At 70.4% G+C, this 23,888-nt stretch carries 26 protein-coding genes and 1 pseudogene; 8 read left to right on the forward strand and 19 right to left on the reverse strand.

What is annotated here, in order from left to right; genetic code table 11:
* Positions 1-23: 23 nt before the first annotated feature.
* The 3 genes from hisF to F3H10_RS04425 form a co-directional block, all read right to left on the reverse strand.
* Entirely contained in the window at positions 24-842 is an 819-nt protein-coding gene (hisF, locus tag F3H10_RS04415) for an imidazole glycerol phosphate synthase subunit HisF (RefSeq protein WP_149783627.1), read from the reverse strand.
* A gap of 86 nt (positions 843-928) precedes the next feature.
* Positions 929-1,939 (reverse strand): glycosyltransferase family 2 protein, encoded by a 1,011-nt coding sequence (locus tag F3H10_RS04420; RefSeq protein WP_149783628.1) that lies wholly within the window; start codon positions 1,937-1,939, stop codon positions 929-931.
* A 68-nt stretch (positions 1,940-2,007) separates the two neighbouring features.
* Positions 2,008-2,280, reverse strand: coding sequence for a MarR family transcriptional regulator (locus F3H10_RS04425; protein ID WP_149783629.1), 273 nt, complete (start codon positions 2,278-2,280; stop codon positions 2,008-2,010).
* A gap of 205 nt (positions 2,281-2,485) precedes the next feature.
* On the opposite strand from F3H10_RS04425, the gene F3H10_RS04430 reads away from it, so the two are divergent.
* Positions 2,486-3,202: a class I SAM-dependent methyltransferase gene (locus tag F3H10_RS04430; RefSeq protein WP_149783630.1), complete on the forward strand. Its 717-nt coding sequence runs from the start codon at positions 2,486-2,488 to the stop codon at positions 3,200-3,202.
* A 72-nt stretch (positions 3,203-3,274) separates the two neighbouring features.
* Here the strand turns inward: F3H10_RS04430 and F3H10_RS04435 are convergent, their stop codons facing one another.
* Entirely contained in the window at positions 3,275-3,682 is a 408-nt protein-coding gene (locus tag F3H10_RS04435; RefSeq protein WP_149783631.1) for a TRAM domain-containing protein, read from the reverse strand.
* Positions 3,683-3,965: 283 nt separating this feature from the next.
* On the opposite strand from F3H10_RS04435, the gene F3H10_RS04440 reads away from it, so the two are divergent.
* Entirely contained in the window at positions 3,966-4,871 is a 906-nt protein-coding gene (locus tag F3H10_RS04440) for a dihydrodipicolinate synthase family protein (RefSeq protein ID WP_149783632.1), read from the forward strand.
* 18 nt (positions 4,872-4,889) lie between these two features.
* Here F3H10_RS04440 and F3H10_RS04445 read toward each other — a convergent pair whose 3' ends face one another.
* Entirely contained in the window at positions 4,890-5,714 is an 825-nt protein-coding gene (locus F3H10_RS04445) for a YkgJ family cysteine cluster protein (protein ID WP_149783633.1), read from the reverse strand.
* A 102-nt stretch (positions 5,715-5,816) separates the two neighbouring features.
* Here F3H10_RS04445 and F3H10_RS04450 point away from each other — a divergent pair, with 102 nt between their 5' ends.
* Complete coding sequence (locus tag F3H10_RS04450) at positions 5,817-6,257, forward strand: DUF5788 family protein (protein WP_149783634.1); 441 nt, start codon at positions 5,817-5,819, stop codon at positions 6,255-6,257.
* On the opposite strand, the gene F3H10_RS04455 is transcribed toward F3H10_RS04450, so the two are convergent.
* From F3H10_RS04455 to F3H10_RS04465, 4 genes and pseudogenes are all read right to left on the reverse strand, one after another.
* The gene (locus F3H10_RS04455; RefSeq protein ID WP_149783635.1) at positions 6,254-6,724 is read right to left on the reverse strand and encodes a Rieske (2Fe-2S) protein; all 471 of its coding nucleotides are present in this window, start codon (positions 6,722-6,724) and stop codon (positions 6,254-6,256) included. The genes F3H10_RS04450 and F3H10_RS04455 overlap by 4 nt on opposite strands.
* A gap of 102 nt (positions 6,725-6,826) precedes the next feature.
* Positions 6,827-7,426, reverse strand: coding sequence for a DUF5789 family protein (locus F3H10_RS16605; RefSeq protein ID WP_223174198.1), 600 nt, complete (start codon positions 7,424-7,426; stop codon positions 6,827-6,829).
* A 69-nt stretch (positions 7,427-7,495) separates the two neighbouring features.
* A pseudogene (locus F3H10_RS04460) lies at positions 7,496-8,425 on the reverse strand (aminotransferase class IV); the annotation flags it as partial.
* 36 nt (positions 8,426-8,461) lie between these two features.
* Positions 8,462-9,070, reverse strand: a complete 609-nt coding sequence (locus F3H10_RS04465) for a helix-hairpin-helix domain-containing protein (protein WP_149783636.1) — start codon at positions 9,068-9,070, stop codon at positions 8,462-8,464.
* Positions 9,071-9,180: 110 nt separating this feature from the next.
* Between F3H10_RS04465 and F3H10_RS04470 the strand changes: the two genes are divergently transcribed.
* Entirely contained in the window at positions 9,181-9,639 is a 459-nt protein-coding gene (locus F3H10_RS04470) for a transporter (protein WP_149783637.1), read from the forward strand.
* A 14-nt stretch (positions 9,640-9,653) separates the two neighbouring features.
* Here the strand turns inward: F3H10_RS04470 and F3H10_RS04475 are convergent, their stop codons facing one another.
* Positions 9,654-10,505, reverse strand: a complete 852-nt coding sequence (locus F3H10_RS04475) for a shikimate dehydrogenase (RefSeq protein WP_149783638.1) — start codon at positions 10,503-10,505, stop codon at positions 9,654-9,656.
* Positions 10,506-10,612: 107 nt separating this feature from the next.
* Positions 10,613-11,758 (reverse strand): DUF373 family protein, encoded by a 1,146-nt coding sequence (locus tag F3H10_RS04480; protein ID WP_149783639.1) that lies wholly within the window; start codon positions 11,756-11,758, stop codon positions 10,613-10,615.
* A 91-nt stretch (positions 11,759-11,849) separates the two neighbouring features.
* Here F3H10_RS04480 and rtcA point away from each other — a divergent pair, with 91 nt between their 5' ends.
* Positions 11,850-12,977: an RNA 3'-terminal phosphate cyclase gene (rtcA, locus tag F3H10_RS04485; protein ID WP_149783640.1), complete on the forward strand. Its 1,128-nt coding sequence runs from the start codon at positions 11,850-11,852 to the stop codon at positions 12,975-12,977.
* A gap of 22 nt (positions 12,978-12,999) precedes the next feature.
* Here the strand turns inward: rtcA and sppA are convergent, their stop codons facing one another.
* The 3 genes from sppA to F3H10_RS04500 all read right to left on the reverse strand — a co-directional run bounded on the left by sppA (position 13,000) and on the right by F3H10_RS04500 (position 16,077).
* Positions 13,000-13,935 (reverse strand): signal peptide peptidase SppA, encoded by a 936-nt coding sequence (gene sppA, locus F3H10_RS04490; protein WP_149783641.1) that lies wholly within the window; start codon positions 13,933-13,935, stop codon positions 13,000-13,002.
* Between the two features lie 232 nt (positions 13,936-14,167).
* The gene (locus F3H10_RS04495) at positions 14,168-15,091 is read right to left on the reverse strand and encodes a coiled-coil protein (protein ID WP_149783642.1); all 924 of its coding nucleotides are present in this window, start codon (positions 15,089-15,091) and stop codon (positions 14,168-14,170) included.
* Between the two features lie 314 nt (positions 15,092-15,405).
* Positions 15,406-16,077, reverse strand: a complete 672-nt coding sequence (locus tag F3H10_RS04500; protein WP_149783643.1) for a 2,5-diamino-6-(ribosylamino)-4(3H)-pyrimidinone 5'-phosphate reductase — start codon at positions 16,075-16,077, stop codon at positions 15,406-15,408.
* 572 nt (positions 16,078-16,649) lie between these two features.
* Here F3H10_RS04500 and F3H10_RS04505 point away from each other — a divergent pair.
* On the forward strand, positions 16,650-17,069 hold the full coding sequence (locus F3H10_RS04505; RefSeq protein WP_149783644.1) for a VOC family protein: 420 nt from the start codon (positions 16,650-16,652) through the stop codon (positions 17,067-17,069).
* 24 nt (positions 17,070-17,093) lie between these two features.
* On the opposite strand, the gene F3H10_RS04510 is transcribed toward F3H10_RS04505, so the two are convergent.
* The 5 genes from F3H10_RS04510 to F3H10_RS04530 all read right to left on the reverse strand — a co-directional run bounded on the left by F3H10_RS04510 (position 17,094) and on the right by F3H10_RS04530 (position 21,862).
* The gene (locus F3H10_RS04510; RefSeq protein WP_149783645.1) at positions 17,094-17,303 is read right to left on the reverse strand and encodes a hypothetical protein; all 210 of its coding nucleotides are present in this window, start codon (positions 17,301-17,303) and stop codon (positions 17,094-17,096) included.
* Between the two features lie 77 nt (positions 17,304-17,380).
* Positions 17,381-19,513: a methionine--tRNA ligase gene (metG, locus tag F3H10_RS04515; RefSeq protein ID WP_149783646.1), complete on the reverse strand. Its 2,133-nt coding sequence runs from the start codon at positions 19,511-19,513 to the stop codon at positions 17,381-17,383.
* Positions 19,514-19,602: 89 nt separating this feature from the next.
* Complete coding sequence (locus F3H10_RS04520; protein ID WP_149783647.1) at positions 19,603-20,511, reverse strand: thiamine-phosphate synthase family protein; 909 nt, start codon at positions 20,509-20,511, stop codon at positions 19,603-19,605.
* Positions 20,508-21,149, reverse strand: a complete 642-nt coding sequence (gene dcd / locus F3H10_RS04525) for a dCTP deaminase (protein ID WP_149783648.1) — start codon at positions 21,147-21,149, stop codon at positions 20,508-20,510. The genes F3H10_RS04520 and dcd overlap by 4 nt, the downstream gene beginning before the upstream one ends.
* Positions 21,150-21,214: 65 nt before the next feature.
* Positions 21,215-21,862, reverse strand: coding sequence for an AIM24 family protein (locus F3H10_RS04530; protein ID WP_149783649.1), 648 nt, complete (start codon positions 21,860-21,862; stop codon positions 21,215-21,217).
* Between the two features lie 168 nt (positions 21,863-22,030).
* On the opposite strand from F3H10_RS04530, the gene pth2 reads away from it, so the two are divergent.
* Both pth2 and truD read left to right on the forward strand, forming a co-directional pair.
* Positions 22,031-22,369 carry a peptidyl-tRNA hydrolase Pth2 gene (gene pth2, locus F3H10_RS04535; RefSeq protein WP_149783650.1) on the forward strand — a complete coding sequence of 113 codons (339 nt, stop codon included), beginning with the start codon at positions 22,031-22,033 and terminating at the stop codon, positions 22,367-22,369.
* Entirely contained in the window at positions 22,370-23,863 is a 1,494-nt protein-coding gene (gene truD, locus F3H10_RS04540; protein WP_149783651.1) for a tRNA pseudouridine(13) synthase TruD, read from the forward strand. It abuts the gene before it with no gap.
* Positions 23,864-23,888: the final 25 nt, after the last annotated feature.

Consider the following 23,888-nt stretch of genomic DNA (forward strand, 5'->3'; position numbering starts at 1 on the left):
GATCGAACGTCCGTTTCTGAGACCTACAGGCGGACCGGAACGCCGCGTTCGTCGAGGTACTCCTTCGTCTCCTCGATGGAGTAGTCGCCGAAGTGGAAGATTGAGGCGGCGAGGCCGGCGTCGGCGTTCGCCTCGGTGAACACCTCGTACATGTCCTCGGGGCCGCCACAGCCGGAGGAGGCGATGACGGGCGTCGAGACGGCGTCACACACCGCCTTCATCAGCGGGACGTCGTACCCGTCCTTCGTGCCGTCCATGTCGATGGAGTTGACGAACAGCTCGCCCGCGCCGCGCTCCTCGGCCTCCTTCGCCCACGAGACGGCGTCGATCCCGGTTCCCTCGCGGCCGCCCTTCTTCGTACACTCGAACCACACCTCCTCGCCGTCGGCGTCCCGATAGAAGTGCTCGCCCGCGTCGTCGTGGCGTCGCCGGGCGTCGACGGAGATGACGATGCACTGGCTGCCGAAGGCGGCCGCGCCCTCCTCGATGAGCTCGGGCCGTTCGAGCGCGCCGGTCGTGATCGACACCTTGTCCGCGCCCGCGCGGAGCGTCTCCTTGATGTCGGCTTTCGTCCGGATGCCGCCGCCGACCGTGAGCGGGATGAAACACTCGTCGGCGACCGCGTTCACCACGTCGAGCATCGTCTCGCGCCCCTCGGCGCTGGCGGTGATGTCGAGGAAGACGAACTCGTCCGCGCCCGCGGCGTTGTACTTCTTCGCCAGCTCGACGGGGTCGCCGGTGTACTCCAGGTTCTCGAAGTTGACCCCCGTGTAGACGGCGGCGTCGCCGTCGTCGTCGAGGTCGACGTCGATACAGGGGATGATCCGCTTCGTGAGTCCCATTCGTTACCGACCGTTGGCGACGAGGGAAGTAAAAGGCGCGGGGACGGAGTCGGCCGTTTCCCCCTCCCATCGGCGGGGTCGCCGATTCACTCCCGGGCGTCGTACCGGGACACCGCGCGGTCCGCGCGCGTCGAGACGCCGTTCGGGTTGCGCGCGGGGCTTCGGTCGCGTGCCCGAGCGACGAGTCCGTCCGAACCCCCGGAGAGGATCCCGGTCAGCACGTCGCGGCCGTTCGAGACCCACCCCGAGGGCGTGGCCTCGCCGCGGACCACGTCGCGGGCGACGTCCACCGCGTCCGTGACCGCGTGCTTGCCCGTCCGGGCGAGCGCGGTCGGGCGGACCCCGTAGTTCTTGACGAGCCGGTACGCGAGCGCCCGGTACTTCCAGCCCCAGTCGCGGGCGGTCCGTCCGCCGTCGGCCGCGGTCGGGTTCGGCGGCTCCTCACGAACCGCCATCCCGGGACGCCAGGCGACCTCGCGGTCCATCCGCGCGAGCCGGTGGGCGGCGTCCCGCGCGCCGCCGACCCGAAGGTACTCGTCGAACCCGTCGAGGTCACGGAGCGTCTCCCGGCGGAACGCGACGTTCCCGCCCGCGAAGTACGTCACCGACCGACCCGCGATCCGGCGGCGCTCCGGACCGTCCGGGCTTTCGGCCCCTCCGTCACCGCTTCCGTCCCCTCCGTCACCGCTTCCGTCCCCTCCGTCACCGCTTCCGTCCCCTCCGTCACCGCTTCCGTCCTCGTCGGTTTCGGACTCGGTCGATCGGACCGGTCCGGTCACCACGTCGGCGTCGGCGAGCCCCTCACGGACGCCCTCGAGCCACGACTCGTCGATCCGGTTGTCGTAATCGACCAACGCGACCGCGTCGCCGCTCGCGACCTCGATGCCGGCGTTGCGGGCGACGTTGACGGTCCGGTCGGAGATCTCGACGAGCACGTCGACGTCGTCGCGGTCGCGAACCATTCCGGTGGTGCCGTCAGCGGACGGGCCGTTGACGACGACCACCTCCGTGTCGGGCGCATGCGCCGCCAGCGCGTCGAGGCAGGCGGCTAACCGGTCCCGACCGTTGAGCGTCGGGACGACGACCGACAGGTCCATACGCGTGTCCATCGGGTCGAGGATAAAAAAGGGCTCCGTGGTGAGACGACGAGCGCGGTCGATCCGAACTAGACCGTCAGGAAGTAGACCTGTTTGCGGGCGTCCTTGAAGCTGTACCGGGAGTCGACGAGCTCCTCCTCCTCCAGACGGTTGAGCGCGTAGCGAACGGTGCGGTCGGGCAGGAGCGACTCCTCGGCGAGTCCGCCCTGCGAGAGGGGCGCGTCGCCCTCCAGGACCTTCGCGACGAGCTTGGCGCTCGGCGGGAGTTCGCGCAGGCGGTCGCGGTATTCGCTCTCGGAGAGACGGTCTGTTTCGGCTGATCCCACGGGACTGGTACTCATACGTCCGGAAAAACTCCCGATCGGTGGTAAAGGTTGGCTACATATGGAAGTATACGATCGTTATTATATAAGGTGTTAATATCACGATCGCCCGGCCGCTCCCGCGGCCATCCGGTCGGCCCCCGAGCGGTCGGGGCGACGAGGACGGCTTCCGGCGACGCACATCCAGTACGGTTTTGGTCGTTCGGCGTCCACCGGAGACAACGTGAAGGGTCAGGACTGGTATCAGGCCGACGAGGTCGCCGAGGAGTACGAGGACCTCCGCTTTTCGGGCGGCGGGGCCCTCATCGACCGGCGCGAGAGGGAGGCGGTGCTCTCCGCGCTCGGACCGATCGACGACGGCCACCGGGTGTTGGAGGTCGCCTGCGGCACCGGTCGGTTCACGACCATGCTCGCCGACCGAGGAGCGGACATCGTCGGACTCGACATCTCCAGGGAGATGCTCGAACAGGGCCGCGAGAACGCGGCCGACGCCGGCCTCTCCGGCACCGTCGAGTTCCTGCGGGGTGACGCCTCCAGACTGCCGTTTCCCGACGACCACTTCGACTCGGTGGTCGCGATGCGTTTCTTCCACCTGATGGACGACCCGCTCGAGTTCATGCGGGAGCTCCGCCGGGTGAGCAGCGAGCAGGTGTTCTTCGACACGTTCAACGCCCGCAGCCTCCGGGTGCTGTACACGTGGCTGCTCCCGATGGGCTCCCGGCTCTACTCGGAACGACAGGTCGCGGACCTGCTCGGGGAAGTCGACATGACTCTCGCGGGCGAGGAACACGACTTCGTGTTGCCCTACGGGTTCTACCGCGGGCTCCCGAGCGTCGTCGCGAAACCCTTCCGGGCCGTCGACGAACTGATCGGGAACACGGTCCCCGGCGACTACGTCGCCTCGGTCTCCTACTGGGACGCCCGGATCGCGGACGAGTAGGCCACCGACTCACGGGGAAACGAGTCGCCGGAAGGAAACGCCTCGCGGACCGAACTCGCCGACTCGGTCCGTCTAGACGTCCTCGTCTATCACTTCGCCGACCGCGAAGTTCGATTTCACTTCCGTCACCTCGATCTTCACGCGCTCGCCGACCTCCGTGTCGGGGACGATGATCACGTATCCGCGCTCGACGCGGGCGATCCCGTCGCCCTGCTTGCCGAGGTCCTCGATCTCCACGTACCGCATCTCGCCGGGTTCGACCGGCGGCTGCGGGCCGTCGCCGGCGGACGTGGACGCGTCGTCGCGCTCGGCGACCCCGCCGTCGGTCCCGCCCCGCTCGATGAGCGCGACCCGATAGGTCTCGCCCGGCTCCACGGACCCGGTCTCGACCTCGCGGCGCGGTACTTCCACGACGTACTCGCCGTCCTCCTCGCGGACGTCGGCGCTGAACAGACAAAGGAGCTTCTCGGAGATTTCCATGATATACTCCGACCGGTACGTCGAGACCGGCTATTATAGTTGTACCGCCGCCGACCCGTGAGCGTGTCCCGAGCGTCGTTCGGCCACCCCGTTCTCGATTCCCGCGTCCGACCCCCTGCTCTCGACTCCCGCATCCGAACCCTGCTCTCGACTCCCGCATCCGAACCCTGCCCTCGACTCCCGCATCCGAACCCTGCCCTCGACTCCCGCGTCCGGCCCCTCACTCCCGGCAACCGCCGCGGAGGGACGAACGCCTTTGTGACGGCCTGCCGAATCGACACGCATGACCGGACCCGAGTTCCGCCACGGAGCCGTCTCGCCCCCGATCGTGACGCCGTTCGACGCCGACGGCGACGTCGACGCCGACGCGCTCGCGAGCCACGCCGAGACGCTCGTCGACGCCGGCCTCGACGGGATCGTCCCCTGCGGGACGACCGGCGAGTTCGCCAGCCTGACCGACGCGGAGTACCGGACCGTGATCGAGACCGTCACCGAGGCCGTCGACGGGCGCGTCCCCGTGATCGCGGGCGCGGCGGACACGACGGTCTCGGGCGTGCGCGACCGCCTCGCGTTCGCCGAGTCCGTGGGTGCCGACGCGGGACTCGTCACGCTTCCGTACTACCACACCTCGACCGCTCTCGAGGGCCAACGGGCGTTCCTCGAGGCCGTCGCCGACGACGCCCCGCTTCCCGTCTTCCTCTACGACATTCCCTCGACGGTCGGCGAGCCGATCGACCCCGGCGTGCTCGCCGACCTCGCCGACCACGAGTCGATCGTCGGGGCGAAGGACACGACCGGCGACGTCTCGGCGCTGGACGCGAAGATCCGCGCGACGCCCGACTCCTTCACCGTCTTTCAGGGGTTCGACTCCCAGCTGTATCCGAGCGTCTCCCTCGGCGTCGACGGCGGGATACACGCGCTCTCGCAGGTGATCCCCGAGGTCTTCGTCGCGCTCGGCGACGCGATCCGCGCCGGCGACGACGACCGCGCGCTGCGGCTTCACCGCCGGGCGATCGTCCCGCTCTTCGACCGGTGTGGCGAGCACGGCTTCGCGCCCGCGACCAAGGTCGCGGCCGTCCACCGCGGGTTCATCCCGGACCCGGCGGTCCGGCCGCCGCTGACGCTCCCGGACGAGGCGGCGCGCGAGGCGATCGCCGCCGACGTCGACGCGGCGCTGGACGCGGTGTGAGGGGAGCGGCCGGCGTTTTCATCCGCCGCCGACCGGCGTCCCGTCCACGTTCTTCGGTCCCTCGGAGTCGAAGACGACGACGTCGCCGTCGGCCCGCTCGGCGGCGGACGGGTCGTAGCCGTCACGCACCGCGATCGCTTCCTCCAGCTCCCGAATCGCCCGCTCCTTGAGTGCCGCCGCCAGCGACTCGGCGTCCGCACGGGAGATCTCCCTGCCGAGCCCCTCGCACTCGTGGGCGCGGACCATCCCCTCGCCGTCGACCGCCTCGCCCATCGGCTGGCTCGTCCCGCCGAGCGCGACGCTGAAGGGGTAGGTCCGACAGATGAGCGGCCGGGAGTCGTGGACGGTACAGGCGCCCCGTCCGTCCGTCTCCTCGTAGAAGGTACAGTCGCCGCAGTCGTCGGTCGCGAGCGCCCATTCGAAGGTCTCGCCCGCTGGCTCGCCGTTTTCGTCCTCCGAAAGCCCGTACGGCATGGGGCGGGCCACGTCGCGCCAGTCGTACGCCTCGCCGAAGGCGTCCTCGGCGGCGTCGGCGACCTCGCGGACCTCGTCGGGAAAGACCGTCGCGGTGTGCGGCTCGCGATCGTCGCCGGCGCGGTCGCCGTGGCAGTCGCCGTCACCGGCGCGGTCGTCGTCGCCGGCGCGGTCGCCGTCGGCTACCTCCTCGCCGTCGGCCTCGCCTTCCCCCTCGCCGGCCGGTGCCCCGCCCGGTTCGTCCGGGGCGTACCCCGTACAGCAGCCGCCACAGCGCGTGCACTCGAACCCGATCGACTCGATCGCGTCGGCCAGCTCGGCCACGTCGAGGTCGCGGGCACGGTCGAGTTCGGTTTCGAGCGGTTCCATACCTCCGATCGCGGCCCGATCGGGTTAACGTCGTTCCTTCCCGGGACCACGGGACGATCGACGGCGAAGGAGCGAAGTGCGACCGCCTCCTACGCCCCGGTCGTGAGAGAGTACGAGCGGAAGGGACTCTTAGAGCGCGTCGAGCGCGAGGCGGCCACTGTCGGCGCGCGGATCCCGGAGGAGATCGAGGTCCAGGGGGAGCCGATCGACCTTCAGTCGTTCGTCTTCGAGATCAAGCGGCGGGAGACGGTCCCGCCGGGCGAGCGGGACCGCGTCGAGCGGGCGAAACGGAACCTCCGCCGCGAGCGGCTCGAGCGGCTCGAGCGCATCGAGGAGAACGAGGTGAGCTACGAGCGCGGCGAGGAGCTCGCGGCGTCGATCATCGGGATCGACCGCGCGCTGGAGGCGCTGGAGGGGCTGAACGCGCCGGACCCGGAGACCGAGGCGGAACGGCAGGCTGCCGCCGACCGGAAACGGTGGATGAACTTCCTGAAGAAGGCGCTCGGCCGCGATGACGCCGGGGGCGGCCGCACGCGGTTTTAGTTTCCGGTGAAGTCGATCCGCGAGTCGCCGGCGTCGTCGTCGCGACGGCTCGGCCCGCGCCGGACGAACTCGTACGCGTCGTCCGCGAGGTACACCGCGCCGTCGTCGACCGCCACGTCGACGCCCTCGAGGACCGCGCCCTCACAGGGTCCGAAGTTACAGTAGCCGGAGCCGCCCTCGAAGGTCGCGCCGTGTTTCTGACAGAACACCTCGCCGTTCCGGACGAACGCGCCCTCGTCCTTGTCGAGGCGCACGTCCGTCCAGTGTTGACAGTAGTTGCGGAACGCGGAGATGTCGCCGTCGAGCCGGAGCAGGATCGCCTCGGCCTCGACGCCCCCGTCGTCGTCCGCGCCCACGTCGCCGTCGCTCTCGGAGACCGAGTCCGGATCGACCGGGCGGAGCGTCACGAGAAGCGTGCTGTCCTCCGGCACCTCGTCGAGGGCGGCGATCCGCCGGTCCGCGTCCATACGTTTCGGTGGCCCGCGCTCGATTTGAACGTTGCGCGTTCGAGTCCGTCGATCCCGTCGGTGCCGTCGGGATCGCGGTCCCGGCGCTCGGGGCGCTCGGACTCAGATCCCCAGCCACTCGTCGTTTCGGATCGCGTACCCGTTCTCCCGGCAGACCTTCGCCGCCTGCCGTCGAACGTCTCGAGAGCCCGGAACACGCTCCTTCTCGGCCACCCGATCGACGATCCAGTCGGCGACGGCGTCGATCGCCTCGTCGTCGTCGTCACCGTCGACGTCCGCGAGCGCCCGGAACGTCCGCTCGTAGGCCTCTCGCTGTGACCGGCTCGTCTCGGCGTTCGGGAGTCGCGCGACCGCCTCCACGACCCGCTTCATCGCCGTGGCCACGGTCGGTCGCTGAATGCGGTTCCTGACCGCGGCGGGCGAGTCGAACGACTCCGCCGGCGCGTCCGGGATGAGGTCCGCGATCGTGTACGTTTCGACGACGGACTCGATCTCGCGGTCGCCGACCGCGGAGACGACCTCGGCCCCCGTCGCCGGGAACTCCACGGATTCGAGCTCCGTCTCGAAGTAGGCGAGCGTCGAGGCGTCGACCGGCGGTTCGGTCTCGTCGCCCCGCTCGAGTTCCGCGGCGATCTCGCGCTCGCGCTGGCGTCGCTCCTCGTCGTGGGCCTGTTTGTCTCGGCCGCTCTTGTCGTCTGCCATCCCCGATCTACGGGTCCGAGCCGGATAGTCCTGTGGGCGAGATGACGGGTCCGTTCGGGTCTGCGGCGTGTCGCCGTCGTAACACGCCGCCTCCACGCGTCGGTCGAACAGCCGCGAGAGCAGCGTCGTGAGCGGGCCGGAGACGCCCTCTCCCTCGCCGTCGACGGCGATCCCGTCGACCGTCCGAACCGGGCGGATCCCCCACGTCGCGTTCGCGAGGAAGACCTCGTCGGCCTCGCGCACCTCGCTCGGGGCGTAGTTCCCCTCCTCGACCGGGATCCCCTCCTCCTCGGCGACGTCGATCACCTCGGTGCGAACCACGCGCGGGACGACCGGACCGTCGAGCGAGGGCGTCTCGAGCCCCTCGCCGTCGGTGAAAAAGAGGGTCGAGTCCGCCCCGCCGACGACGTCGCCGTCGGCGTCGGAAAGCAGCGCCTCGTCCGCGCCCGTCACCCGGAGTTCGAGCCGCGCGAGGACCTCGTTCACCCGGGCGTGAGTCGTCGCGTCGGCCGGGACCGCCCGTTCCGGCGTCTTCCGGGTCTTGACCGTCTGGAGCGTCGCCGGCTCGTCGAAGACCGGATCCGACCCGACCCCACCCCTCGGAAGCGGACGGACCGCCACGACGACCGTCGGGTCGCTCTCGACTCGCGGATCGAACCGGTCTGCGGTCCCGTCGCGGTCGGACCCGTTCGCCGGGCGACCGCGGGTGACGGAGACCTCACAGACCGCGTCCGACAGGCCGTTCGCTTCGAGCGTCTCGTCGATCCGGTCCCGCAACTCCGCGTCCGAGAGACCGTGGTCGATCGAGAGCGCCTCACAGCTCCGGGCCAGTCGGTCGGCGTGTCGGTCCCAGCGGAACACGGTTCCGCCGTACGCTCGTGCGGTCTCGCGGGCAGCGTCGCCGTAGCGGAACCCGCGGTCCTCGACGTGGACCGTCGCCGACCCCGCGGGCACGACCTCGCCGTCGACGTGGTATCGCCGGTCCGGATCGCCGCTCATTCGCGTCGTCGGATCGGACCGCGGACGGGAGCCACCTCAGAACTCCTTGGCGCGGTCGATCCACTTGGCGGCGCGCTTCTCGCCGATGCTCGCGCCCTCGGCCACGTCGGCGGGATCGGCCGCCGCGAGGTCCTCGACGGTGTCGATCCCGATCTTCCCGAGCCGCTCGCCGTACGCCGGGCCGATCCCCTTGATCCGGTCGACGGGATCGCCGTCGACCTCGTCCGCCGATTCGTCCTCGACGGTTTCGGCGGCATCGTCCTCGGCGGCATCGCCGTCCTCGAGCGTCTCCTCGTCGGATCCCGCCGCGTCGGTGTCGGCGTCGGCGTCGGATCCCGCCGCGTCGGTCTCGTCCTCGCGGGCGACCGCGTCCTCGATCTCCTCTTCGTCCTCGGTGGCTTCCTCCCCGTCCGCGACGGCGGCCGCGGTCTTCGTGTCGTCGGCTTCGCTCCCGTCGGCCGGTTCGTCCCTATCGGTCGCTTCGTCCTCCTCGACCGGTTCGTCCCCGTCGATCGCTTCGCTCTCCTCGACCGGCTCGCTTCCGTCGGCGTCCCGCTCGACGGTCACCGTCGTCTCCCCGCTCTCGCCGTCTGACGAGTCGCTCCCGAACCCGAGCTTCTCCTTGATCTTCTTCAGCAGGGCCATTGGGTTCCGATACACGCGCCCGATATTTAAAGGCCCGCGACGGATCCGCCCGCGGAAGCCTCGGGTGCCGGTCTCGCCGCGGTTAAGTCGTCGCAGGCACACGATCTGCCATGTCGATCCTCGATGCGGTCATGTGGTCCGTACACGTCGGGTTCGCGGTGCTCTGGACGGGAAGCGTGCTGTTCGTCGCGCTCGCCGTGGTCCCGCCGGCGACCCGCGGCGACGTCGGAAGCGACGCGCTCACCGCGGTGGTCGGCCGGCTCCGGTGGATATCGCGGATCGCGGCGCTCGCGTTCCTCGGGTCCGGCGGACACATGGCCGGGACCCTCTACACCGTCGAGTCGCTCACCGGCACCGGCCGGGGCCACCTCGTGCTCACGATGCTCGCGCTCTGGTTCGTGATCACGGGACTCGTCGAAGTCGCGAGCGGAAAGCTCCTCGACGGGCTCGAGACCGGCAAACTCCGTGAGCCCGCCCGCGACGCGAAGCCGTTCTTCTACGGAGCGGCCGGGCTCTCGGTCGGGCTGATCCTCACGGCCGGGCTGCTGGCGAGCCCCTCCGTGCTATAAGACGACCCGGGCGGTCACTCCAGTCGCTCGCGAAGCGCCGCGTTCATCTCCTCGACCGGCGCGTCCTCGCCGGTCCAGCGCTCGAACGCCTCGACGCCCTGGAAGAGCAACATCCACGCGCCCTCGATAGTCGTCGCGCCTGCCGCCGCGGCCTCGCGGAGGAGTCGGGTCTCCGTCGGCGTGTAGACCGCGTCGAGGACGGCCAGGTCGGCGTGGAGCAGGTCGGCCGGCACCGGCGTCGCGTCCTCCTCCATGCCGACGCTCGTGGCGTTCACGAGCACGTCGGCGGCGGGTACCCGCTCGGCGAGCCCGTCCAGCCCGCCGCCCGTCGCGCCGGGCACGTCGGCGGCGAGTTCGACCGCCCGCTCGGTCGTGCGGTTGGCCACGTGGACGCTCGCGCCGGCGTCGGCGAGCGCGAACGCCGCCGCGCGCCCCGCGCCGCCCGCGCCGACGACGACCGCGTCGGTCCCGTCGAGGGACACGTCGTGGCGCTCGAACGACCGGGTCACGCCCGCCGCGTCCGTGTTGTAGCCGCGGGGCGTTCCGCCCCCGTCACCGTCGGTTCCGTCCCCGTCGATCCCGCCCTCCCCGCCGTCGGGAAAGACCACGGTGTTCACCGCGCCGATCCGTTCCGCGAGCGGGTCCGGATCGACGGCCTCGAGCACGTCCCGCTTGAACGGGATGGTGACGTTGAGTCCGGCCACGCCCAGCGTGGCCGCGCCCTCGACCGCCCGCGCGGCGTCGTCCGGGGCCGGCTCGAAGGTGACGTAGCGCGCGTCGATGCCGAGCGCCTCGTAGCCCGCCTCGTGCATCGGCGGCGAAAGCGAGTGCTCGACCGGGTTGCCGATCAGTCCGTAGACGTCCATGTCCACCGGGGCGACCCGAACGGACAAAAACCCGACCACTCGCGTTCGGTCCCACGACCGGCTCCTCCGCCCGCTCCCGAAGCCGACTGGTTCACGCGTTCACGCGCTCACTCGCCTTCGGTCCCGCGGTCCGCGTCGGCGTCCGCGTCCGTCTCGATGACCTCCTCCAACGTCTCGGTCCCCACGTCGCTCGCGAGTTTGACCCCGACGAGCGAGACGACGACGCCGGCGACGATGAACGCCGCCAGCCGCTGGGCGGGCGCGACCGTGAAGCCGGCGACGACCGTCGGTTCGAGGAGCGCCTCCTGTTCGAGGAAGTAGCCGGCGAACCCGCGCACGACGAGCGCGACGGCGACGATCACGAACGGGAGGTTGAGGTACGGCGTCCGGATCCCCTCGTCGCGGATCAGCTCGTCGAGCAGGCGGCCGACCGCCGCGGTCACGCCAGCGACCGCGAGCCACGGGACGGCCGCGTAGGTGAACTCCATCGCCTGGACGGTCAGGAGCGCGTCCCCGAGGTCGGTGGCCGCCAGCACGCCGAAGAAGCCCCCGACGAGCGAGAGTCCGCCGGCGACGACGTACGTCACGACCGACACCTGCCCGGCGTACAGCGCCTCCCGCACCCGCTCGGGCATCCCCGCGACCAGCCTGTCGATCCCCAGCCCCTTGTACAGGAGCGCCGCACCGAGCAGGCCGGCGACGCCGGCGACCGCGGCCGGAGCGGAGAACTGGACGAACAACACGGGCAACAACAACAGCGCGATCCCGATCGGGACGAGCACGGTCGAGCGGAGCTGCTCGTCGGCGAGGAACTGCTTCAACAGGTAGTAGGTCGACTCGATGTCGCGAGCCTGCCGGACCACGACGCGGTCGACGCCGTCGACCGGCATCCGCGACTCGACGATCGGGAGGACGCGCTCGTCCTCCGCGGAGTCGACGACGACGATGGCGGCGCTCGGGGCGTAGCGGTCGACGAGGTCGTCGAGCTGGGCGGCGATCGAGCGGTCGGCGCCCACCGGGCTCTCGCTCTCGGCCGAGACGACGGCCACGACCGCGTCCTCGCGCTCGTCGCGGAGGTCGCGGGCGACCCGAAGCGCCTCGAGCAGGCAGTTGACGCTGGCGTCCTCGGGGTCGGCGAGCCCCGCGTCGGTGACGAGCGAGCGCACGGCCTCCCAGCCGGCGACCGGCATCGGGACGTTCGTGGCCCGTCCGATCGTTCCCGAGCGGTCCACGCAGATCACCAGCGTCGTCACGGGTGAGTCCACACCCCGACGGAGTAAAAAACCCTCTCCGTCCTTTCGGTTAGGCCGACAGGCACAAACCCCCTCCCGCCCCAGCCCGCCCATGATCGACGTCGACGGAAGCGAGGGTGGCGGCGGCGTCCTTCGGACCGCCCTCGGGCTCTCCATCGCGACCGGCGATCCGGTCCGCATCGACGACCTCCGCGGGAACCGCCCCGAGCCCGGGCTCAAGTCCCAGCACGTCGCGTGCCTCGAGGCCGCGCGTCTCGTCGCCGACGGCGACACGACCGGCGTCGAACTCGGGAGCGAGCGGGTGACCTTCGAGCCCGGATCCGTGGCGGACGACGAAGCAACTGCGAGGAACCCGTACGCGGGCGATGAAACCGCGGCCGAACCGACCGTCGACGTGGGGACCGCGGGCAGCGCGACCCTCGTCGCCTCGACCGTCCTCCCTGCCGCGCTCGTCGCCGAGCGGACCGTCCGACTGCGGATCGCCGGCGGGACCGACGTGGCGTGGTCCCCGCCGCTCGAGTACTTCGCCGGCGTGACGCTCCCGGCGCTTCGGGCCCACGGTCTCGCCGTCGGACTCGACGCGCTCCGCCGCGGGTTCTACCCGGCCGGCGGCGGCGAGATCCGGCTGACGCTCGGGCCGTCGACCCCGGACCCGATCGAGGTCGCGGAACCCCGTGGGATCGACCGGATCGACGCGGCTGCGGTCGCCTCAGCCGACCTCCTCGAGGCCGACGTGGCCGACCGGATGGTCCGGGAGGCGGGCGACCGCCTCGCGGACGACGGGGTGACCGTCGGCTCCCGCTCCGCGCGGTACGTCGAGACGGACTCGACCGGGGCGGTGATCGTGCTCCGCGTCGTCTCGGGCGGCGAGGACGGAGACGACGGAGTCGGCGGGGATCGAACCCCGGGGTCGGTCCCGACCGCCGGGTTCTCCGCGCTCGGCGAGGCCGGCGTCCCGTCCGAGACGGTCGCTCGCGAGGCGGTCGACGGCTTCCGCGAGTGGCGCGCCGGGCCCGGGGTCGTCGACGCCCACCTCGCGGACCAGTTCGTCCCGTGGCTGGCGCTCGTCGGCGGCGCGGTCCGGGTGCCCGCGGTGACCGACCACGTCGCGAGCGCGATCGCGGTCGCTCGCGCGTTCGGGTTGGAGGTCGGGGTCGATCGGGACGCCGCTGCCGGCGACGGGGCGGTCCTTCGCGGCTCGGGCCGACTCGATCCGTAGCGGTCCGACCGTCGACGCCGCCCTAGCGGAACTCGACCTCGACGTCGCGGCCGTCGCCGGAGAGGACGCTGGCGACGCCGTTGCCTGCGGCGAACGCGACGCGCTCCGCGCCGATCCCGAGCCGTTCCGCGAGCCCGCGCTCGGGCGTGAACTCCCGGACCTCCACGTCGGCGTCGATCGCCTCCGCGATCCGGCCTTCGACCTCCGACTCGACGCCGAGCTCGTCGACGAGGCCGATGTCGAGCGCGTCGGGTCCGAGGTAGACGCGCGCCTCCGTCTCGCGGATCGCCTCGGGGTCCATCTCGCGCCCCTCGCTCACCGTCTCGACGAACTGCTCGTAGTAGCCGTCGATGAGCGACTGGAGGTACTCGCGCTCGTCCTCCTCGATCTCCCGTAACGGGACGCCCGCGTCCTTGTACTCGCCGGCGGTGAACTGCTCGTAGGAGATCCCGAGCTTGTCGGCCAGCCCGGCCGCGTTCGGTCGCGAGCCGACGACGCCGATCGAGCCCACGAGGCTCCCCTCGCGGGCCCACAGCTCGTCACAGCCGCTCGCGATCCAGTAGCCGCCGGAGGCACAGAGGTCCGTCGCGTACGCCATCGTCGGTCCGTCGAACTCGGCCACCGCCCGCCGGATGTCGTCGCTGGGGACGACCTCCCCGCCGGGGGTGTTGATCTCGACGAGCAGCGCCTCCACGTCCTCGTCGTCGTCGGCCGCCTCGACCTGTTCGACGACCTCCTCGGCGGTCGTGCCGCCGGGGCCCGACAGCGGCGAGGGACGGCCCCGGTCCCGGGAGATCGGGCCCGACACCGACACCTTCGCTACGTTGTACTCCTCGGCGTCGCCGAGCCGACCGCGGGTGAGCCGGGCGAGGAGTCGTTTGCCCGCCACCGCGCCCACCGCGCCCACCGCGGCGGCCGCGAGGAGGTCCGATCCGGTCGAACGCGCGTCGCTGTCCATGTCCACCGGTTGGGGACGGGCGCGTTTCACGTTGTTGGCTCGGTCCGTATCTCGACCGTTCTCACAGCGGCGTCGCCGGCGGCGTTGCCGCGGCTGGGGCTTTGGCGGCGTTCGCCGCGCTCGCGACGACGGACGGCCGAGCGGCCGGGTCGTTGGCGATGGTCGTCACTCCGTCTCGTCGTTCCGTCGGGAAAACGCAGAAAGACCGCGTTCGCAGAGAAACCGACCGGACTTACAGGAGGCCGGTCTTCTGCAGCTTCATCAGGTCCTCGGTGTCGAGGGTCTCGCCCTCCTTGAACTTCTGGTAGATCTCCTCGGCCTCCTCCTTCTCCTCCTCGCGCTTCTCGGCGCGCTCGTCCTTGCGCTCCTCCTCCTCCTTCTTGTCGAGTTCACGCAGGCGCTTCTGGACGCGGACGAAGTCCTCGTGATGACGGTCGGCCGCCTCCTGGGCCTCGACGAAGAGCTCGTGCATCTCGTCGGCCTCGTCGCGGATGTCGTCGGCCTCGCGGTAGGCCTCGATCATCTGGTTGTGGTGCTCCTGGGCCTTGTCCGCGAGCTCCGTCACCTTCTGGTGGTGTTTCGACGCCTCCGAGCGGACCTCCTCGGCCTCCTCGACGAGGTCGTCGAGCTCGCTGGTGTCGTCGACCTTCTCCTTCTTCTCGGCGAGCTTTTCGCGCTTGTCGTCGATCTTCTCGATGAGTTCGCGCTCGTCCTCCGCGTCGAGGACCTCCGTCTGCTGGCGGAACTCGAGCTCCTCGATCTCCTCTTTGAGCTCCTCGATGGACTTGCCGGAGCCGAGCTCCATGTCCCCTTTGAGCTCCTCGACCTCGTCGAACAGTTCGTTCGCCTCCGCGTTGAGCTCGTTGCGCTTGTCCTTGTGCTCCTGGACCTGCTCGTTGAGCTCGTCGCGCTTCTCGCGGTGTTCCTGGGCCTCGTCGACCTTCTCTCGGGTCTTGGCGTTGAGGTCGTCGCGGTTCGACGCCCGCTCGGAGGCCATCTGGTTCAGCTCGTTGCGTCGGTCGCGCAGTTGACCGGCGCGTTTGATGAGCTGTCCTTTGGACCCGTTCTCGAGGTCGTCCTCGGAGAGGTCCACGTTGTCCGCGTCGTTCATCGGCTCGATGTCGTACTGTTCGATGACTTCTTCTTTCGTTACCATTTTTTATCTCTCCATCACCGCTCCGGATGTGGCGGCCGCTCGCCGTCGTGCGTGGGGCCGTTGATAAGAACTCCCGTTCATTTCAGCGTGCGATCCTACCAGCGCCGGAGGCGTTCTGGTACCTAACGATACTGGAGGACGACATATAAATACTTCGGTGGATCCGTGTGAAAGTCGGTAGCACGGGCCGTGTACCGTCCGATCTTGCGGGTCCTACACATATGTCATGGGTGGCGTTCACAGGCACAGGTAGTGCCGGATGCGTCGGTGGCGCACGCGGTCGTGTTCGTCCCGGTCCTCGTCTCGCCGTCGATTCACGCGCGCCCTTCGACGCCGTACGAGAGCACGATCCCGTCGTCGAGCCGCTCGGTTCCCGTCAGTTCCAGACGGGGGAACTCCTCGAGGAAGCCCTCGCCGTCGGCCAGCGTCGGCGCGTCGCGCCCGCCCACGACGAGCGACCCGACGTACACCTGTAGCTCGTCGACGATCCCGGCCGCGAAACACGAGTAGATCACCTCGCCGCCGCCCTCCACCATCAGCCGGTCGACGCCCGCCTCGGCCAGCGCGCCCGTTCCCTCGAGGAGGTCGACGCGCTCCTCGCCGGCGACGATCACCTCCGCGCCGGCGTCGGACAGTTCCTCGCGGCGCTCGGGGGTCGCCGCCGCCGACACGAGCAGGTAGGTGGTCGCCGCGTCGTCGAGGATCCGGGCGTCCGTCGGCGTTCGGCCCGTGGAGTCGACGACGACGCGGGCGGGGTCGCCCGGCCGGCCGTTCCGGAGCCGCTCGACCCGGCGCGCCTCCTCGTCGAGGGTGAGGTGCGGGTCGTCGGCGAGGACGGTCCCGACGCCGACCAACACCGCGTCGGCGGCCGCCCGGATCCGGTCCATCCGGTCGAAGTCCTCCTCGCCCGAGATCCGGAGCTGCTCCCGGCGACGCGTCGAGAGCTTCCCGTCGACGCTCTGTGCCGCGTTGACCACGACGTACATACGCGTGGGTGGTTCGGGCGTCGAATGGTCGTTTCGGTCCCGTACGTCTACCGCTCGGTTCGATACGTCCCTCATCGAGCGGTAGTAGGTCCTGAAGTCCCAGCCACTCGATGGTACGATCCGAGATCTCGGAGTGCGATGAACACCACCAAAGCCCCAGCCTCGAGGACTCGCGCGGCTTGTTGCGCGCTTCGGTCACTCGCGCTGCTCGTTCCCTCAGTGCTTACTGCGCCGTGCTTCGCCCTCGAGGCTGCCCCTTTGAGCCCCACCCCGTACCACACAGCACCGCACCTCACGCCTCCCCAGCCTCGCGGTTCGCGACTCGCGGCTTCGCCGCTCGTTATCGAGGTGCTCGCTTCGCTCACACCTCGCCCCGCTCACCGCGTCCCTCGCGGGCTGCTCGCGCCCTTCGGGCACTCGCAGGCGCGCCACGGTTTCCCGAGGGGTGTGATCGCCGCGAGCACCGGATGAACGCCCGTCGTCGTCGGCGGTTCCTTCCCTTTCGAACCGCGTCGATGTCGCATCTCGTTCGGGTCGACACCGTTTTCTCGACGGTTGCCGACGCTCCGAGCGTGTCCGATCCGACCGCACACCACGTCGGGATCACCGTCTCCGACCTCGACCGCGCCGTCGACTTCTACGCCGAGGTCTTCGGCCTCGACGTCGTCGCCGAGTTCTCCGTCGGCGGGGAGGCGTTCGCCGATGCCGTCGACGCCGCCGGCGCGTCCGCCTCGTTCGCGCACCTCGCGGCCGACGGGATCCGTCTCGAACTCGTCGAGTACGACCCCGAGGGCGAGCCGATGCCGGAGCGCTCGCTCGACCGACCGGGCGCGACCCACCTCGGTCTCGGCGTCGACGACGTGGCGGCCTTCCACGACGGCCTCGCGGACGACGTGGAGACGCTGAGCGAGCCGCGCACGACCGAGAGCGGGACGACGATCCTGTTCGTCAGGGATCCCGACGGGAACCTGATAGAGGTCCTCGACGCCTGAATCGCCCGGTCGATCCCCGTCCGATCAGTTCGCGCTCGCCTCGCGCATCACGAGCAGCGACAGCGGGAGGCTCGCGGCGATGAGCCCGTAGACGCCGCCGAGGATCGGCTCGACGCCGAGTTCGGGGGCGAGCAGGTAGCCGGCCGTGAAGCCGATCGGGTCGAGGACGACGGCGAGGACGACGACTTGTCGCTCGAAGGGCTGCGTCTCGAACCAGCGGGGAAGCAGGGACATGGGACGGGAGCGGGTTCTCCGGGATCGGGGAAAAATCGTTCGAGAAACGGTTCCGTCGGCCGAGGCCCCCGGACTCTCTACAACACCTTCGTGCCGGGCTCGGCGTCCTCGTAGGTGGTGAGGAGGTCGGCCTCCTCGCCGGCGGCGAGCACCATCCCGTTCGACTCCACGCCGAACAGCTCCGCCTTCTCCATGTTGGCGAGGACGACCACCTTCGTCCCCGGGAGGTCCTCGACCGCGTGAAGGCCCTTGAGCCCCGCGACGATGGTGCGGGTCTCCGCGCCGAGGTCGACGCGGAGCTTCAGGAGGTCGTCGGCCCCCTCGATCCCCTCGGCGTCCTCGATCCGCCCGACGCGGATGTCCAGTTCCTGGAACTGTTCGAAGCTGATGCGGTCGTCGCTGATGGGGTCGATGTCGGTCATGGCGTCGGTGTCGTCGGGTTCGGTCTCGTCGTTCTCGTCGGCAGTCGCTTCGTCGTCGTTCGTTTCGTCCGCGTCGCCGGCTTCCGCCTCCGCGACGCGCGACTCCAGTTTCGCGTTCAGCTCCTCGACGCGGTCGTCCTCGACCTTCTCGAAGAGCTCGGTCGGCTCGGAGAGGTCGCCCTCGGGTCCCTCTCGGGCGGCCTCGACGGTGACCTCGTGGACGGAGCCGTCCTCGCCGAGTTGGTCCCACAGCCGCTCGCACTTCTCGGGGGCGATCGGCTCGAAGAGGACCGCGATCGCCTTCGCGATCGCGACGCAGTCGTGGATCACCTGGGCGGCCTCCTCGGGCTCGTCGTCGACGAGCTTCCACGGCTCGTTGTGCTGGATGTACTCGTTGCCGAAGCGCGCGAGGTCGGCCACGGCGTCGCCGAGCGCCCGCACCGAGTAGTCGTTGACGGCGGCCGCCACGTCGGCTATCGCCTCGTCGATCCGGTCTGCCACCTCCTCGCTCGTCGCGTCCGCGATGGGCGCGTCCTCGTAGTTGCGGTGCGCGAAGAGCAGCGAGCGGTAGAGGAAGTTGCCGACGGTCCCCACCAGCTCCGTGTTCACGCGGTCGCGGAACTTCTCCCAGGAGAAGTCCACGTCCTGTTGGAACCCGCCGTTCGTCGCGAGGTAGTAGCGGAGCGGGTCGGGGTGAAAGCCCTCCTCGAGGTACTCGTCGGCCCAGACGGCGCGGTCGCGGCTGGTCGAGAAGCCCTTGCCGCCGAGGGTGACGAACCCGCTCGCCATCACCGCGCGCGGCTCGGCGTGGCCCGTCGCCTCCAACATCGCGGGCCAGAATATCGTGTGGTGCTGGATGATGTCGCGGCCGATCACGTGGACGATCTCGCCGCCCTCGGGGTGCTCGTCGCTCGCGCCCTCCTTCCAGGCGGCCTCCCAGTCGAAGACGTCCGCGCCGACGCGCTCCGTGTACTGCTTCGTCGAGGAGACGTACTCGATGGGGGCGTCGACCCAGACGTATAAGACGAGGTCCTGCGGGTTCTCTCCGGGCATGTCGATCCCCCAGTCCATGTCGCGGGTGATACACCAGTCTTGAAGCCCCTGTTCGATCCACTCGCGGGGCTGGTTCCGGGCGTTCGAGGTGCCCTCGAGCCGGTCGAGGAAGCCGGAGAGATACTCCGAGAACGCCGAGACCTCGAAGAACTGGTGGGTGCGCTCGCGGTACTCCGCGGGGTTGCCGGTGATCGTCGACTCGGGGTCTTCGATCTCGCCGGGTTCGAGGTGGCGCTGGCATCCCTCGTCGCACTCGTCGCCGCGGGCGTGTGCCCCGCAGTACGGGCAGGTTCCCTCGACGTAGCGGTCCGGGAGGAACTGGTCGTCGACGGGGTCGTACGCGACCATGATCTCCTTCTCGTAGACGTGGCCCGCCTCCTCGAGGTCGCGGACGAGCTCCTGGGTGACCTCGGTGTTCGTTTCGTCGTGGGTGTGGCCGTAGTTGTCGAACTCGACGTTGAACTTCGGGAACGTCGCGGCGTACCGCTCGTGCCAGTCGAGCGCGAACTGCTCCGGGGAGACGCCCTCCTTCTCGGCGTTGACCGCGACGGGCGTCCCGTGCATGTCCGATCCCGAGACGAACGCGGTCTCCTGGCCGAGCCGCTCGAGCGCGCGGGCATAGACGTCGCCGCCGACGTAGGTGCGGAGGTGCCCGATGTGGAGGTCGCCGTTGGCGTACGGCAGTCCACAGGTCACCACCGCCGGGTGCTCCGTGGGGAAGTCGTCGTGGCTCATTGTGTGTCTCGTGTGTCGTGGATACGCGCCAAAAGCCCGCTGGTTTCCGGGTGCGGACCCGTCGCTTACGACGACCTGCGGACCACCGCTTACAACAGCCTGCGGACGGCCCGCGCCGCCTCCGGCGCGGTCGGTGCGAGGACGTACACGATCGGCTCGACGCCGACCGCGCCGGTCTGATAGAGGACGAGGGCGTCGGCGTCCTTCGGGAGGTCCGCCCCCCGAACCGCCTCCGCGACCGCCTCCCGCGTCTCCCGTTCCGCGTCGAACTCGACGGTCGGGTGCGACTCGGCGAGCGTCGCGAGGAGGTCGGGGTCGTACCGGACGTTGACCGCCCCGCGGGCCGGAGAGCCCGCCTGGCGGGCGGCGAGAAGCACCGTCGCGACGTGTTCGCTCACGCCGAACTCCGGCTCGCCCGGCACCATCGCGCGTCCCTTCACGTCGACGAGCCGGCCGGGGACGGCGGCCACGTCGTCGACGGAGCCCGCGTCGGCGAGACACTCCGCGACGTTCGCGCCGACGTTCGGGATGAGCCCGGCGAACCCGGAGGCGTTCGTCAGGGTCCGCAGCCCGCGGCGGACCGACGCGAGGACGGCCTCGCGCTCTCGCAGCCCGCTGTCGGGGTCGTGGACCGAGAACTCCACGTCCGCGGCCTCGAGCGCCGGCATCGCCTCCTCGTGGAGCTCCGCGAGGAGGTCGCCCTCCTCCAATCGCCGGATCAGCACCTCGATCTCGACGAGCGCCGCGACCGGCGAGAGGTCGCCCGAGGCCAACCCCTCGCCGACCCGCTCGACGAGGTCGCGCACGCGCTCGTCGGCGACGATCCGCTCGTGGCGGGCCACGTCGCCGTGGGCGTACTTCGAGACCGCCGACTGCGAGATGCCGAGCGCGTCGGCGACCTCCCGCTGGGTGAACCCGCGATCGCGGAGGTCCTCGGCGAGCATCGAGCGCACGGTCGGCAGGAACTCGTCGACGACGACCTCCTCGATGAACTTCATTCCGCCTCGCCTCCCGTGTCGGTCTCGGCAGAAGCCGCGCCGTCGCTCCCGTCGTCTTCCCCCGAAAACTCCGGATCCGAGCCGATCCGGGACGCCTGCGGGCCGTCCTGGTCCTGGTACTTCGAGCCGCGCTCGCTGCCGTACGGCCGATCCGCCGGCGACTTCAGCTCCGTGAAGGTGAGCTGTGAGACGCGCATCCCCGGCGAGAGCGCGACCGGCGCGGTCCCGAGGTTCGACAGTTCGAGCGTGATCTGGCCCTTGTAGCCGGGGTCACAGAGGCCCGCGGTCGCGTGGACCACGATCGCGAGCCGCCCGAGCGACGACCGGCCCTCGACGTGCGCGACGAGGTCGTCGGGGATCTCGACGCGCTCGGTGGTCGTTCCGAGCACGAAGTCGCCCGGGTGGAGGATGAACTCCTCGCCCTCGGGGACCGTGGTCTCCGTGACGTACTCGCCGACCTCGTCGGCCTCAGTCGGGTGGATACACGGGATGTTGGTACGTTGGAACTCCAGGAAGCGCTCGCCGAGCCGGAGGTCGACGCTCGCGGGCTGGACCTGCTGGTCGACGTCCGCGAGCGGCTCGACCACGAGGTCCCCGGCCGCGAGCCGGTCGAGGATGTCGGCGTCCGACAGGATCATGCCGGGAGAGGCGCGGGGCGCGACCTAAAGACTCCCGGAAACCGTCGGAGCGCTCGGTCGACCCGCTACTCCTCGTGGGGCTGAACCACGACGAACCCCTCGGAGCCGGTGAACTCCATCTGGATGGACTCGCCGGAGGTCTGGCCGAACTCGAACGTCTTGTTGATCGACACCGACGGAGAGAGGTCGCTGCTCCACGCGACCGTCGCGTCCGGGTCGGTGAAGACCGGCGGATCCAGCACGACGGGGTCGCCGTGCGTCGATATCGCGACCTGTCCCGGGCCGGTGAGGTAGACGTTCGTCAGCCCGCCGGCGGCGGCCTCGGAGACGCTGCCGATCGTGTCGATCTCGTAGTCGACGGAGGACTCGAACGCGAGCACGTCGTTGCCGCTGACGGAGATCGACTCGCCGGCGTCCAGATCGAGGATCCGTACCTTCTTGCTCTGCTCGGCGACGTAGAGGTAGCCGCTGCCCTCCGCCTCCATCACCGGCGTCCCCTCGCTGCTCACCGCGTCCTTGAGGAAGCCGGTGACGCCGCCCTCGGCGGAGGCCTTGCCCGTGAACGTCACGTCGCCGGTGTACGCCACCATCGAGCCGGCCTTCACCGTCACGGTCCCGTCGAGCGGGACCCCGAGCAGCCGGTTGTTCTCCTTTCGAAACTCGTCGCCGTCGCGTTCTGGCGCGCTCGTGCGCGCGAACTCGTCCAGATCCATGGGAACCAAGCGTCGCGGGGACGACGCGGCCGAGGGTCGTCGAGGCCGGCCAATAAATCCCGGCGGTTCGGTCGCGGAGGAATCGCTCGGCCTGCCCGACTCGCCAGGTGAGCCACCCGACCCGTCCGAGAGAACAGAGCTATACCCGCGGCGGGGCTCTCGGTCGGTATGAAACAGGCGATCGTCGCCCGCCGGGACCTCGGCATGGGCGAGGGGAAACTCGCGGCGCAGGTCGCACACGCCTCGCTTTCGGCCTACGAGGACACGGGCCGTCGAACCCGCAAGAAGTGGAAGGGCTCGGGCCAGAAGAAGGTCGTTCTCGGGGCCGACTCCGAGAGCCAGCTCTTCGAACTCGCGGACAAGGCGGACACGGAGGGGATCCCGTACGCGGTCATCCGCGACGCCGGCCACACCGAACTGGAGCCGGGGACCGTCACCGCGCTCGCGGTCGGGCCCGCGAGCGACGACCTCGTCGACCGCGTCACGGGCGACCTCCCGCTCTACTGAATGGCCGACCCCTCCACCCGCGACCTCCCCGAGGCCCACCCCGTCGAGCGCGCGGTCGGCATCGATCACTTCCTCAGCGACGCCGACGGCATCGGCGGGCGGCTCCGCGAGCGGCCCGAGGACTTCCGCGTCACGGAGCTGGAGGCGTTCGAGCCGGACCCGCTCGATTCGGACCGGGGCGGATACCCTGAGCTCGTCGTCCGCGCCACGCTCCGGAACTGGGACACGAACGACTTCGCGCGCCGGATCTCGGACGCGTTGGGGATCAGCCGCGAGCGCGTCTCCTGGGCCGGCACGAAGGACAAACGCGCCGTGACGACCCAGCTGTTCACCCTGCGCGAGGTCGACCCCGCCGAGATCCCCGAGATCCGCGGCGTCGATATCGAGCCGATCGGGCGGGCGGGCCGCCGGCTCTCCTTCGGCGACCTGGCCGGCAACGCCTTCGAGATCCGCGTCGCCGACGCGGTCCCGGACGCCGAGGAACGCGTCGCCGCCGTGGCCCGCGATCTCCGGGCGTTCGCTGGCGCGGACCCGGACGACTCGGACGACCCGAACCACCCGAACGACTCGGACGCCCCCGTCGCGGTCCCCAACTACTTCGGCCAGCAGCGGTTCGGGAGCGTCCGCCCGGTCACCCACCGCGTCGGGCTCGCGGTCGTCCGCGGCGACTTCCGGGAGGCGGTCCGGCTGTACGCCGGTAACCCCTCCGCGGCCGAGCCCGACGACACCCGCGCCGGGCGCGACCGGGTCGACGACGCGTTCGGGATCGCGGACCGCGGAGACGACGGTGTAGACGGCGACGACGCCTCCCCCGTCGCCGACGGCACCGGCGACGGCGACTGGGAGGCGTGTCTCGAGTCGATGCCGCGGAAGCTCCGGTTCGAGCGCGGCATGCTCTCGCGGCTGGCCGAACGGGGCGTCGACCCGGCGGCCCCGCCCGCGGACGACGACTGGCGGCACGCGCTCGAGGCCGTCCCCTCGAACCTCCAGCGGCTCTTCGTCAACGCGGCCCAGTCCGTCCTCTTCAACCGAATCTTGAGCGAGCGGCTCCGCCGCGGGCTCCCCTTCGACCGTCCCGTCGCCGGCGACGTGGCGTGTTTCGCCGACCGCGACGCCCCCGACGGACTGTACGCGCCCGACCCCGACCGCGAACAGCGGGTGACCGAGGAGCGGACGTCCGTGATGGCGCGCCACTGCGCACGCGGGCGGGCGTTCGTCACCGCGCCGCTCGTCGGCACGGAGACCGAGCTCGCGGAGGGCGAGCCCGGCGAGATCGAGCGAGGGATCCTCGACGACGCGGGGGTCGAACCCGCGGACTTCGACCTCCCCGGCGAGTTCGACTCGAGCGGCACCCGGCGGGCGATCCAGGTCCGGACCGACCTCGAGGTGACGTTCGACGCGGGCGACCCCACCTTCGCGTTCGCGCTCCCGAGCGGGTCGTACGCGACCGTCCTCCTCCGGGAGTTCACGAAGGTCGACCCGCTGGAGCGGTAGCGGTTCGAGTTCCGAATCGCGGCGT

The organism is Halorubrum aquaticum (assembly GCF_900113615.1).
Taxonomy (GTDB): Archaea; Halobacteriota; Halobacteria; order Halobacteriales; family Haloferacaceae; genus Halorubrum; species Halorubrum aquaticum.